Genomic DNA, 12540 nt, shown 5'->3' on the forward strand with positions numbered 1-12540 from the left:
GGGAAGCGGCGAGGGATGCTATCCTCTCCAACGGGGAAGCTGGAACCGGGCTTAGCCCAGTTTGATGACGGTTGCGCGACGACGGGCCGGAACGGTTTCGGTGTAGAGGCTGGCCATCGGCTCATCCTCAACCTCGATCGTCGATTCCGATGTGAAACCATTGAAACCGGTGCGCATGGCCGCGCCATAGGCGCCCAGCATCCCGATTTCGATATAGTCGCCGGTCTTCACGTCCGCAGGGAGCATGAAGGGGCCGACCATATGGTCCATATCGTCGCAGGTCGGGCCGTAGAAGGAGAAGCCTTCCAGCTCCTCCTCGCTCTCTTCCTCGCGCAGCAGGGCGACGGGGAAGCGCCAGCCGATATGCGCCGCGTCGAACAGCGCGCCATAGGCGCCGTCGTTGATATAGAGTTCCGTGCCACGGCGACGCTCCACGCGCACCAGGACCGAGCTATATTCAGCAGACAGCGCACGGCCGGGTTCGCACCACAGTTCGGACGAATAGCTGACCGGCAGGCTTTCGAAGCCGCGATGGATGGCGTCGAAATAATTTTCCAGCGCTACCGGTTCCATGCCCGGATAGACGGACGGGAAGCCGCCGCCGACATCGATGATGTCGACCGTAACCGCCGCGTCGACGATTGCCGCACGGACGCGCTCGATCGCGTCGCTATAGGCCTGCGGGCTCATCGCCTGGCTGCCGACATGGAAGCAGATGCCCAGCGCATCGGCGGCCTGACGGGTCGCCATCAGCAGTTCGCGGGTCTCGCCCAGCTCTGCGCCGAACTTGGACGCCAGGCTCAGTTCCGAATGCTCGGACGACACGCGCAGACGAACGCACAGTTCCAGATCGGTAGCGTCATCCGTGGCGCGCATGATCTTTTCCAACTCGTCGATCGTGTCGAGCGAGAAGGTGCGCACGCCATGGACATGATAGGCTTCGGCGATTGCTTCCTCGGCCTTGACCGGGTGCATGAAGCAAAGCTTTACCTGATCCTCACCAACTAGCGTCTCGGCGACCAGGCGCACTTCTGCGATCGAGGCCACGTCGAAATGCGTGATGCCCGAAGCGTACAGCGTGCGGATCAGATCGGGTGACGGGTTCGCCTTGACCGCATAGAGCGAGCGGCCCGGAAACTTCTCAACGAAGAATCGAGCGGCCCGCGCTGCGGCTGCGGGACGAATCAGCGTTACCGGTGCTGCCGGTGTGAGGGTGGTCGCTACCCCCAGCGCGCTAGGATGCTTGTGCAATTCAAGGGACCTCCAGTGTAGTTCAGGGCGAAAAGCTGCCTTGCGGTGGAAGTCCCATGGGGCAGCGGACGGCCGATATATGCGGAGGGGTCCCCCCTGTAAAGCGCATATGAAAATATTATTGCGCGACCCGCTATGAAACGTGCGTCAGGAGAGGCGAGCCTTGAAGTCGGCGTAGGAAAAGGACCGGATTTCCTTGAGTTCGTCGGTTTCCGAGTTCCAAAGCCAGATGGCGGGCAGGGGAACGCCGTTGAATGTGTTGGTCTTCACCATCGAATAATGGGCCTGGTCCAGGAACGCGATCCGTGCACCCGGTTCCGCGCCGCCGGGGACTCGATAATCGCCGATAATGTCGCCCGCCAGGCAGGAAGGGCCACCGAGTCGAGTGACCGGACCCTCCGCCGGCTCATGCAGCATGGCGGGGCGATAGGGCGCCTCGATCACGTCGGGCATATGGCAGGTGGCGGAGATGTCGGTGATGGCGACCGGCATCCCATTGTCGATGACGTCAAGGATTTCACCGACCAATATACCCGCGTCGAGCGCCATCGCCTCGCCCGGCTCGATATAAAGCTCCAGCCCCGTTTGCGCCTTGATCCGATGGAGGAAGGCGATGAGGTCGTCGATCTGATAATCGGCGCGGGTAACATGGTGGCCACCGCCGAAATTCAGCCATTTCAAGCCAGCAATATGCGGCATGACGCGCGGTTCGATCGCCGCCCAGGTGCGCTGAAGCGGCAGGAAATCCTGTTCGCACAGGTTATGCACATGAAGGCCGTCGACCCCTTCCAGATGTTCGGCGCGAAGCTGGTCGATCGGGAAGCCGAGACGGCTGTGCGGCTGTGACGGATCATATTTGGGAACCTCCCCCTCCGGATTGAGGGGATTGAGGCGCAGGCCGATGTCGAAAACGCGGCCTTCGGCGCGGGCGGCGTCGATCACCGGTTTCATCCGCGCGATCTGACCGGGGCTGTTGAAGATCACATGGTCGGAAATCTTGAGGATTTCCGCCAGATCGTCGGGCTTGTAGGCGGCGCAGTAGGTCGCGACTTCCCTGTCTCCCTTGGGGCCACTATATTCCTCCCGCCCAAGGCGCGCCTCATAGATGCCGGAGGCGCAGACGCCGTCCAGATATTCGGCCACCACGCCCCCCAGCGACCACATGGAAAAGGCCTTGAGCGCGCCCAGCACTTTGATGCCCGCGCGGTCGCGAATGTCGCGCAGGACCGATAGGTTGCGCCGGATCGCTACCTCATCCACCACGAAAGCAGGCGAGGGGACGCGATACAGGTCGAAGCGGGCAAAGGCGGCGGGATCGCCGGCACGGGTTTCCATCTAGCAATAACTCCGTCATCCCCGCGAAGGCGGGGATCCATCTCCAACCCCATCCCCGGCGGGAGGTCGGGAGATGGGTTCCCGCCTTCGCGGGGATGACGATGTTTTGAACGTCCGCGGCGCTTAAAAGGCCAGCGGTGCGTCCAGTTCCTTCACCTGCCAGGGCAGGCCATGCTTGTTCAGCATGTCCATGAAGGGATCGGGATCGAACTGTTCGATGTTGAACACGCCTTCACCCTTCCACGCGCCGGTCAGCATCATGGCGGCGCCGATCATTGCGGGAACGCCGGTGGTGTAGCTGACCGCCTGATTGCCAGTTTCGGCATAGGCGTCCTCATGATCGCAGATATTGTAGACATAGACGGTCTTTTGCTGGCCGTCCTTCTCGCCGGTCGCGATGTCGCCGATATTGGTCTTGCCCTTGGTGGTGGAGCCCAGGCTGGACGGTTCGGGCAGCACGGCTTTCAGGAACTGGAGCGGAATGATCTCCTGGCCATTGTAAATGACCGGATCGATCCGGGTCATGCCGACATTCTGGAGGACTTCCAGATGCTTGAGGTAAGCGTCGCCGAAGGTCATCCAGAAACGGATGCGCTGGATTTCGGGATAATGGGTAGCGAGCGATTCCAGTTCCTCATGATACATGAGGTACATGTTCTTCTCGCCGACCTGATCGAAGTCGAACACCTGCTTGTGGCTGAGCGCCGGGCCTTCGACCCATTCCCCATTGGCCCAGTGGCGCGACGGCGCAGTCACTTCGCGAATGTTGATTTCCGGATTGAAGTTGGTGGCGAAATGCTGGCCATGGTCGCCGCCGTTGCAGTCGAGAATGTCGAGTGTATCGATCCGGTCGAGCAGATGCTTCTTGATGTAGCTGGCGAAGACGCTGGTCACGCCGGGGTCGAAACCGGACCCCAGCAGCGCCATGATGCCGGCTTCCTTGAAGCGCTCCTGATAGGCCCACTGCCAGCTATATTCGAACTTGGCGGTGTCGCGCGGTTCGTAGTTGGCCGTGTCGAGATAATCGACCTTCGTCGCGAGGCAGGCGTCCATGATCGCCAAATCCTGATAGGGCAGGGCGAGATTCACGACCAGTTTGGGCTGGACCTTCTCGATCAGCGCGATCGTCTCTGCGACATTGTCGGCGTCGACCTGTGCCACGTCAATGGTGACGCCGGTGCGGGCCTTCACCGATTCGGCGACTTTCTCGCAACTCACGATCCGGCGGCTGGCGAGCGTGATATGGCTGAAGATGTCCGGGTTTTGAGCCATCTTGTGGACCGCGACAGACCCGACGCCGCCCGCGCCAATGACCAGAACCTTGCTCAATTCAACTGCTCCATGACTATGGTCGCGCCCGATGCGCGAAAGCGCCCATATAGGGGCGTCGCGTGACAGCGCAAAGTCAGACTGTCAGAAGCTGGCGCCATCGACCTTTTGGATGCTGAGCGCGTCGATATCCACGGACGGCACGCAACGCAGGTTGACGGCGCGCATCGGTCCGTTGGGGGTCTTGCCGAGCGCGAAGGCTTCCGTGCCGCAGGTCTTGCAGAACTGGTGCGTGATATTGTGCTTGTAAAAAAGATAGTCGGTGAGCTGGTCCTCGCCGCTTTCCAAAGTAAACTGGTCCGCTGGCACGAAGGTCAGCATGAAGCCTTTGCGACTGCAATGTGAGCAGTTGCATGTCATGGCTTCGGCCGGCGCGTCGGCGGCTACGGTGAAGGTAACAGCGCCGCAATGGCAGCTTCCGGTATAGGCCATGATCTTGTCTCCCTTTATGCTGTTCCCTTATGATAGGAGGGGGAGGAAGAGAACGAAATGACCAATAGAAATATTTCCAGGCCACGCCTTCCGTAGGATCGTTCAGGCGCCGTCATCGCCGCGTAACGCGCGCGTAACGCGGGCGACATGCCATTGCCCTATCCGCGCCACCAACGACCCGGCAGCGAGGAGTGCGTCATGGCAGCGACAGCCCATCAAAAAGTCACGAACGCGGTGCACCGTCATCGCCACCTGTCGAAACAAGGGCTGCTGGAGCGCGCCTTCACTTTTGCGTTCCGCGGTCTCGTCTATGCCCAGATCTGGGAAGATCCGGCGGTGGATATGGAGGCGCTGGCGATCACGCCCGACAGCCATGTGGTGACGATCGCTTCGGGCGGTTGCAACGTGCTTTCTTACCTGACCGCCGATCCGGTGAGGATCACCGCGATCGACCTCAACACCGCGCATATAGCGCTCAATCGGCTGAAGCTGATGGCGGCGCGGACCCTGCCCGATCATGCCGCCTTTCACCGCTTTTTCGCGCAGGCGGACAACAAAGCGAACATCACCGCCTATCGCGCCTATGTCGCGCCGCACCTGGACGAAGCGACGCGCCGCTATTGGGAAGGGCGCGACCTGATCGGCCGTCGGCGGATCGGCGGTTTCGCGCGGGGCATCTATAAACATGGGTTGCTGGGGCGCTTCATCGGCGCGGCGCATCTGCTGGCGCGGCTGCATGGCGTGAACCCCAAGCGGATGCTGGATGCCCGGAGCCGCGAGGAACAGCGCGAAATCTTCGAGCGCGAACTGGCGCCGATCTTCGACAAGGGGTTCGTGCGCTGGCTGACCAGCCAGCCCGCCTCGCTCTTTGGCCTTGGCATCCCGCCCGCCCAGTTCCAGGCGCTGGCTGGCGACGATCGGATGGATAATGTGCTGAAGGCACGGCTGGAAAAGCTCGCCTGCGACTTCGACCTCAAGGATAATTATTTCGCGGTGCAGGCGTTCGGGCGCGGTTATGCCGGGGGCGAAGGGCCGCTGCCGCCTTATTTGCAGGCCGCCAATCACGAAGCGGTGCGGGCCAGAGCTGAACGGGTCGATGTACGGCATGTCAATTTCACCGACTTCCTGGCTAGCCAGCCGGCTGCGTCGGCGGATCGCTATATCCTGCTCGATGCGCAGGATTGGATGGATGACGATCAGTTGAATGCTCTGTGGGCGCAGATCACGCGGACGGCCAGGCCCGGCGCGCGTGTGCTGTTCCGTACGGCGGGCGAGCCGAGCATATTGCCGGGCCGGGTGGTTGATGCGGTGCTGAACCGCTGGGCGTATCATGTGGAAGCATCGCTGGATTATACCGCGCGCGACCGGTCGGCCATCTATGGCGGCGTCCACCTCTATGTACTGAAGGACGACGCGGCGTGAGCGGGCATCGCCAGTTGATGGACGGGGTCTATCGTTACCAGCGGCATATCTACGATCTGACCCGCAAATATTATCTGCTGGGGCGTGACGGCCTGATCGCCGATCTCGATCCGCCGGCGGGCGGAGCGGTGCTGGAGATAGGCTGCGGCACCGGGCGCAACCTGATTGCGGTGGGCAAGGCATGGCCCAAGGCGCGGCTCTATGGCGTCGACATCAGCGAGGCGATGCTGGAAACGGCGCGCCTGTCGGTGGCGAAAGCAGGGATGGGCGATCGGATGACGCTGGCGCAGGGGGATGCCTGCGGCTTCGATCCGGAGGCATTGTTCGGTCGGGCGCGGTTCGAGCGGGTGTTCATCAGCTATGCCCTGTCGATGATCCCGGAATGGGAAATGGCGCTGGCGCAGGCGGCGCGCTGCGTGGCACCGGGCGGCAAGCTGGAGATCGTCGATTTCGGCCAGCAGGACCGGCTACCAGCCATGTGGAGGCGGGCGCTGTTCGGATGGCTGGCGCGTTTCCATGTGTCGCCGAGGCGGGAGCTGGGGCCAGCGATCGAGCGGCTGGCACAGGATATGGGCGGCTTCCCGCACAGCCGGACGCTCTATCGCGGCTATGCCGTACGGGGTGGGCTGATTAGGGTTTGATCGTTGCGGTCATGCTGCTGCTGCCCATGCATTGCGCCGGACGATGAGGGTCTTCATAAACGGCAGGATGATCTGTCGGACTTGCGTTAGAGCATGACCGACGGTTGCCGGGCGAAGGTCCACGGAATCCAAGGGCAAATCGTATGAAAATGAAAGTTGTGATCGCGGCCGCATCTGCCGCCCTGCTTGCCGGACCAGGCCTGTCAGCCCAGCCGGATGCCGAACCGCTGATGGTTCGCATCGCAGAACTGGAAATCGATCCAGCGCAACTCGACGCCTACAAGGCCATCCTCGCCGAAGAGCAGGAGGCGTCCGTGCGATCGGAACCCGGCGTCCTGATGCTCCATTCGGTCGCGATCGCCGATAATCCGGCGCAGATTCGCTTGTTGGAAGTCTATGCGAGCCGGTCAGCTTATGAGACGCACATCAAAGCGCCGCATTTCATCAAGTACAAGACATCGACCGAGAAGATGGTGAAGTCGCTGAGGCTGGTCGAGACGCAGCCGATCTTGCTGTGCGCCAAGTCGGCTGGGCGGGAAGGCGGTCCAGTCATCTGCATGTGAAGACTGGCAAGGGTGGACGACAATCCGCCCCATCGCCCTCTTACGCTGCCTGCCGCGCGGCCTTTTCCAGTTCCAGGCGATCCCAGATTTCCGCCAGCGCTGATACCAGGTCACGCATCATCTCTTCGGTGTGGGCCGGGCCGGGCGTGAAGCGCAAACGCTCGGTGCCGCGCGGGACGGTGGGATAGTTGATCGGCTGCACATAGGCGCCATATTCGGCGAGCAATATGTCGCTGATCCGCTTGGCCTTGATGGGATCGCCGACCATTAGCGGGACGATATGCGTGACGGAGGGCATGACCGGCAGGCCGGCGTCGCGCATCAGTTGCTTGAGCGTGCTGGCCGAAGCCTGCTGGCCCTCACGCTCTTCACTGGAGCCTTTCAAGTGCCGCACGCTTGCCAGCACGCCCGCGACCAGCACTGGCGACAGTGAAGTGGTGAAGATGAAACCGGGCGCATAGCTGCGAATCACGTCCACGATCATCTGGTCGGCCGCGATATAGCCGCCCATGACGCCGAATGCCTTGCCCAGCGTGCCTTCGATGATGGTGATGCGACCGGCCACTTCGTCGCGTTCGGAAATGCCGCCGCCGCGCGCGCCATACATGCCGACCGCATGGACTTCGTCACAATAGGTCAGCGCATTATATTCGTCGGCTAGGTCGCAGATCGCGGCGATGGGGGCGATGTCGCCGTCCATCGAGTAAACGCTTTCGAAAGCGATCAGCTTGGGCGCATCGGGGTCTTCCGCATCAAGCAGTTCGCGCAGATGATCGGTGTCATTGTGGCGGAAGACACGCTTTTCGCATCCGGAATTGCGGATGCCCGCGATCATCGACGCATGGTTCAGTTCGTCGGAAAAGACGATGCAGCCCGGCAGCAGCTTGGCGAGCGTGGAGAGCGTCGCTTCGTTCGAGACATAACCTGATGTGAAAAGCAGCGCGCCTTCCTTGCCATGCAGGTCGGCCAGCTCGCCTTCCAGGTCGACATGATAATGGGTGTTGCCGCCGATATTGCGGGTGCCGCCCGAACCAGCACCGACATCGTGCAGCGCCTCTTCCATTGCGGCGACGACCTTGGGATGCTGGCCCATGGCGAGATAGTCGTTGGAGCACCAGACGGTGATCGGCTTGGGCCCGTTATGGCCATGGAAGCAGCGCGCATTGGGATAGGACCCGCGATTGCGCAGGATATCGATGAACACGCGATACCGGCCTTCTTCATGGAGCCGGTCGATCGCCTGCGAAAAGATGTGTTTGTAGTTCACTACGCCTGTCTTCCCGTTTCCTCGCGCGCTCATTTTATGCTGCGCCATCCTCTTACCCGATGCCGCATTTACCTGCGCAGCCCCGTCATTACCAGCGATAACCGCTCGCAACTCTAGGGAGAAAAACCTATTATTGTGATAGAAGTAATTCGCCATTGGACAAATGGCCCATGGCTTTCACAGCGCATCGATCCGGGTGAGGCCATAGGTGGCGAGCGCCGGCCGGAGCGCCTCCACCTTGTCGTCGATGCGGGTGAAGACGGCAGTGCCGGATGACGGTGCGTCGGGCCAATATTGCCCCTGGGTCAGGAAAGCGATGCGCCGGGCGATGCCTTCGCCGCCATGGACGAAGCCCATCGGATGCGGTGCTGCGGCGGCAAGTTCCTCTTCCACCAGCGGAAAATGCGTGCAGGCGAGGACGACCATATCCATCCGGTCGCCGCCGGGCTGATCGAGCAGGCCCGCCAGCGCATCCCGTGCGATCGCCGGGTCGAGCGTTTCGCCGCGCAGCTTCGCTTCGGCCAGTTGCACCAGCGCAGCGGAGCCATGGCGCAACATGATGCAATCCGCGCCATGTTCGGCAGCGAGGCGGTCCACATAGGGCTGGCGCACGGTGGCGTCCGTGCCGAGCACGCCGAAGACCCGGCTTTTCGAGAGAAGGGCTGCGGGTTTGATCGCTGGGACGGTGCCGACTACCGGGATGTCGAGCGCAGCGCGCACATGGGGCAGGGCGATGGTCGACGCGGTGTTGCAGGCGATGACGGCGAGGCGCGGGCGATAACGTTCGACCAGGCGCCCCAGCAATGCGGGAACGCGCGCGGCGATTTCCGTCTCGCTCTTGGTGCCGTAGGGGAAACCGGCGCTGTCGGCGGCATAGACGATGGGTGCGGTCGGGAGCGCCGCGCGGGCCGGAGCGAGAATGGAAAGCCCGCCCACGCCGGAATCGAAGAAGAGGATGGGAGCATCTGGAGCGACCGTCATTATATTTCCTATTTCGCGGGCCGTTGCCGGACTGTCAACATAAGGGCGGTACGCGGCCATTTGCGCCATTCCGTCAACCGGGCATAAGGTTCGCGTTGTTTCTGGAGCGGATGGGCTGTGACCATGGGCAGATGGACAAGGATCGGTATCTATTATCTGGTCGCAATCGGCATTTCCGCGTTGGCGCGCTATTATTGGCACACAGATCAGGCGACTTCCGTGGAGGCGGGCGCCTGGGCCATGTATCTCCATCTGGTTGCCGGCGCCGGTCCTGCCTTAGGCGCAATGCTGGTCTGGTTGCTATTCCGCTATCGCAGTCGGTTCAGTCTGGGCGGGACTAACCTTCCCCTTGCCCTCGTCATGGTCGCGGTTCCTGCGATCGTCATGGCAATCCGGGGCATTCCAAATGATTTCGGTATCGAGCCTCATCTTTTCGGCGTCCACATGGGGCTTTGGATCATGTTTTACGCCTTGTTGGAGGAAATCGGCTGGCGTGGTTATCTCCAGGATGAACTGGGAGGCCTGTCGGCGCCCGTTAAATACAGCATGGTCGGTTTGTTCTGGTATGCTTGGCATCTTTCCTGGCTGGGCGGCAATCCGTTGTCCAGTGAGCTTGCAACCCTGTTTTTCATGATCCTGGCCAGCGCAGGCATAGGTTTCGTGGCGGACCGCACCCGGTCCGTACTGGCGGCGACGGCCTTCCATATTCTTGGCAATATCATGGGCCTTACCACTGATTTTAAACGGATCATCCCTGACGATCATCACCGGATCATGATCTGCATTGTCTGCGTAGTGGCGTGGCTGGTGATATTGCGGGTTTGGCGGATATGGGATCGTCGCCGTCAGGCGGTGATTTCGGCATGAAGTCACTCGCCATTGCTTCGCGGCTACAGCTCCCCATTGCTCCGCGCGCCCGTCACGCTATGGTCGCGCGCAACTTCTATTGGCGAATTTCATGACCCCTCCCTGGCTTCTTCCCGCATTCGTCCTGGTTCTGGGCTATCTGCTCGGTTCCATCCCTTTCGGCCTTCTGCTGACGCGCTTTACGGGTGCGGGCGACCTGCGCAAAATCGGGTCGGGCAATATCGGCGCGACCAATGTGTTGCGCACGGGGCGCAAGGGGCTGGCGGCGACGACGCTGCTGCTTGATCTGTTCAAGGGGGCGGCGGCGGTGCTGATCGGCGCGGCGCTGATCGACGGTGGCGGGCCGATGGCTGGCGCGATGGCCTTTATCGGCCATTGCTACCCGGTCTGGCTGCGCTTTGCCGGGGGCAAGGGCGTGGCGACGATGATGGGCGTGGTGACGGCCATGTACTGGCCTGCTGGCATCACCTTCGCGGTCGTGTGGCTGGGGGCGCTGTTCGGAACCAAATGGTCGTCGGTGGGCGGCATGGCGGCCGCGGTGAGTGCGCCTATTGCCATGTGGGCCTTTGGTCGGCTGGATATTGTCCCGGTTTCGCTTGCGCTGGCGTTGATCGTGCTGTGGCGTCACCGGGCAAATATCGCCCGCCTGATGAAGGGCGAAGAACCCAAGGTGGGCAAGTCCAGGCTTGGAGCTTCGCCGGAGTGAGCGATCAGGAGCGGTTCGACCGGCTGCGTCTCATACGCTCCCCCCGGATCGGTCCGGTCAGTTATCGGCAGTTGCTCGCGCGCTTCGGCACGGCGGGCGAGGCGTTGCGCGCCATTCCCGATCTTGCCGCGCGCGGCGGCGGCCGGGCGAGCGTCGCCGATGCGGGCGCGGTAGAGCGGGAAATCGCGGCCAGCCGGGCATTGGGTGCGCGTTACTTGCTGATGGGCGATGCTGATTATCCCGCGCTGCTTGACCAGATGGAGGGTGCACCGCCCGCCCTGATCGTGCGGGGGGATGCGGCGCTGGCGGCCCGGTCCTGCGTCGCGATGGTCGGCGCGCGCAATGCGTCGGCGGCGGCCTGCCGCTTTGCGCGGATGCTGGCGCAGGAACTGGGGCAGCACGGTGCGGTCGTGGTGTCGGGTCTGGCGCGCGGCATCGATACGGAGGCGCATCGCGGATCGCTGGAAAGCGGGACGATCGGCGTGATCGCCAGCGGCATCGACATCGTTTTTCCGCCGGAAAATGCGGCTTTGCAGCGGCAGGTGGCGGAGGGCGGGCTGCTCGTCACCGAACATCCGCCCGGCACTCAGCCCCTGGCCCGGCATTTCCCGGCGCGCAACCGCATCATCGCGGGGCTGGCGCTGGGAACGGTGGTGGTCGAGGCTGCGCCCAGATCCGGATCGCTCATCACCGCGCGATTGGCGGGCGAGGCGGGGCGCGAGGTAATGGCAGTGCCCGGATCGCCGCTCGATCCGCGCGCTCAGGGGTGCAACGCGCTGATCCGAGAGGGCGCGATGCTGGTGCAGGGCGCAGCGGATATCATGGAGGCGATCGGCGGCTTCGATCCGCGGATGGTGCGGCAGGGCAGGTTCGACTTCATCGGTGAACCGGTGTCGAGCGACGTGGCGGCTCAGGATCGTACAGCGGTGATAGCCTTGCTGGGGCCCGCGCCCGTGCCGGTGGACGAAATCATCCGGTTGTCCGGTCTGTCGCCAGCGGTGGTGCAGACGGTGCTGCTGGAACTGGAACTGGCCGACCGGCTGGAACGACATGCCGGTGGGCGTATCAGTGGAAGAGAATTGACATGATCCCGGTGCGATCAAGGATCATCATCGACGAAAGCCGCAGGATCATGTCGATGATCGCTCAGCCCTTCTTTCTGGCGATCCTTCTGTTGAGCGGCATGGGCAGCGTTCTCTATGTTTATGTCGATGTGCGTGCCGGTGATTTATTCAGTAATATCGGCGTCTTCGTTGCTGGCGCGGTGCTGAATTATCTGGCCGTCCGGGCCGTGTCGGGCGATGATTCCCTGACCCCGCGACTGACCGGCTTGTTCGGCCTCAGCATATTATCCGGACTTGCGACCCTGCTTGGCCTGCTGTTGCTGATCTTGCCGGGGTTGTTCCTCTATCTGCGCTGGTTCATGGCCTGGCCCATATTTGTCGGGGAACGGACGAATATTATCGAAGCGATGAAAATCAGTTGGCAACGAATGAAGGGATGGGAAGTGGCTGCGGGTTTGCCTGTCGGCGCGCTTCTCCTTCTGTTTCTGGCTGGCTTAATCGGTCTGGATTATTTCGGCCATGCACCGGACAGGCCCAGCGGATTGATCGACGCATTTATCGGGAACGCCTTCATGAATGCACTTATCTTGCTGACTTATGTCGTCAGCGTCGCGAGTTATGCTTGCGTCGCTCGCGAAACGGCGGACTTGACCACTGGCGCTTGACGCATACCTCCACCACC

General features: G+C 62.1%; 13 protein-coding genes. 7 read left to right on the forward strand and 6 right to left on the reverse strand.

Features of this window, described 5'->3' with window-relative positions; translation table 11 throughout:
• Positions 1–51 precede the first annotated feature (51 nt).
• The 4 genes from MOK15_RS04115 to MOK15_RS04130 all read right to left on the reverse strand — a co-directional run bounded on the left by MOK15_RS04115 (position 52) and on the right by MOK15_RS04130 (position 4347).
• Positions 52–1251: a type III PLP-dependent enzyme gene (locus MOK15_RS04115; protein ID WP_242930442.1), complete on the reverse strand. Its 1200-nt coding sequence runs from the start codon at positions 1249–1251 to the stop codon at positions 52–54.
• A gap of 147 nt (positions 1252–1398) precedes the next feature.
• The gene (locus MOK15_RS04120) at positions 1399–2586 is read right to left on the reverse strand and encodes a carboxynorspermidine decarboxylase (RefSeq protein WP_242930443.1); all 1188 of its coding nucleotides are present in this window, start codon (positions 2584–2586) and stop codon (positions 1399–1401) included.
• A gap of 123 nt (positions 2587–2709) precedes the next feature.
• A complete protein-coding gene (locus tag MOK15_RS04125; RefSeq protein WP_242930444.1) occupies positions 2710–3915 on the reverse strand; it encodes a saccharopine dehydrogenase family protein in 1206 nt (401 codons plus the stop codon).
• 84 nt (positions 3916–3999) lie between these two features.
• Positions 4000–4347, reverse strand: a complete 348-nt coding sequence (locus MOK15_RS04130; protein WP_242930445.1) for a GFA family protein — start codon at positions 4345–4347, stop codon at positions 4000–4002.
• Between the two features lie 198 nt (positions 4348–4545).
• On the opposite strand from MOK15_RS04130, the gene MOK15_RS04135 reads away from it, so the two are divergent.
• The 3 genes from MOK15_RS04135 to MOK15_RS04145 all read left to right on the forward strand — a co-directional run bounded on the left by MOK15_RS04135 (position 4546) and on the right by MOK15_RS04145 (position 6973).
• Entirely contained in the window at positions 4546–5769 is a 1224-nt protein-coding gene (locus MOK15_RS04135; protein WP_242930446.1) for a DUF3419 family protein, read from the forward strand.
• Positions 5766–6410, forward strand: a complete 645-nt coding sequence (locus MOK15_RS04140) for a class I SAM-dependent methyltransferase (protein WP_242930447.1) — start codon at positions 5766–5768, stop codon at positions 6408–6410. The genes MOK15_RS04135 and MOK15_RS04140 overlap by 4 nt, the downstream gene beginning before the upstream one ends.
• Positions 6411–6553: 143 nt before the next feature.
• A complete protein-coding gene (locus MOK15_RS04145; RefSeq protein ID WP_242930448.1) occupies positions 6554–6973 on the forward strand; it encodes an antibiotic biosynthesis monooxygenase in 420 nt (139 codons plus the stop codon).
• A 40-nt stretch (positions 6974–7013) separates the two neighbouring features.
• Here MOK15_RS04145 and hemA read toward each other — a convergent pair whose 3' ends face one another.
• Together hemA and murI are read right to left on the reverse strand one after the other, a co-directional pair.
• Positions 7014–8240: a 5-aminolevulinate synthase gene (gene hemA / locus MOK15_RS04150; RefSeq protein ID WP_242930449.1), complete on the reverse strand. Its 1227-nt coding sequence runs from the start codon at positions 8238–8240 to the stop codon at positions 7014–7016.
• A gap of 177 nt (positions 8241–8417) precedes the next feature.
• Positions 8418–9221, reverse strand: coding sequence for a glutamate racemase (gene murI / locus MOK15_RS04155; RefSeq protein WP_242930450.1), 804 nt, complete (start codon positions 9219–9221; stop codon positions 8418–8420).
• A gap of 123 nt (positions 9222–9344) precedes the next feature.
• Between murI and MOK15_RS04160 the strand changes: the two genes are divergently transcribed.
• From MOK15_RS04160 to MOK15_RS04175, 4 genes are all read left to right on the forward strand, one after another.
• Positions 9345–10088 (forward strand): CPBP family intramembrane glutamic endopeptidase, encoded by a 744-nt coding sequence (locus MOK15_RS04160; protein WP_242932619.1) that lies wholly within the window; start codon positions 9345–9347, stop codon positions 10086–10088.
• 91 nt (positions 10089–10179) lie between these two features.
• Positions 10180–10794 (forward strand): glycerol-3-phosphate 1-O-acyltransferase PlsY, encoded by a 615-nt coding sequence (gene plsY / locus MOK15_RS04165; protein WP_242930451.1) that lies wholly within the window; start codon positions 10180–10182, stop codon positions 10792–10794.
• Positions 10791–11882: a DNA-processing protein DprA gene (dprA, locus tag MOK15_RS04170; RefSeq protein ID WP_242930452.1), complete on the forward strand. Its 1092-nt coding sequence runs from the start codon at positions 10791–10793 to the stop codon at positions 11880–11882. Before plsY ends, dprA begins: the two co-directional genes overlap by 4 nt.
• Positions 11883–11926: 44 nt before the next feature.
• Complete coding sequence (locus MOK15_RS04175) at positions 11927–12523, forward strand: hypothetical protein (protein WP_242930453.1); 597 nt, start codon at positions 11927–11929, stop codon at positions 12521–12523.
• The last annotated feature ends 17 nt before the right edge of the window (positions 12524–12540 follow it).

Source organism: Sphingobium sp. BYY-5 (assembly GCF_022758885.1).
Taxonomy (GTDB): domain Bacteria; phylum Pseudomonadota; class Alphaproteobacteria; order Sphingomonadales; family Sphingomonadaceae; genus Sphingobium.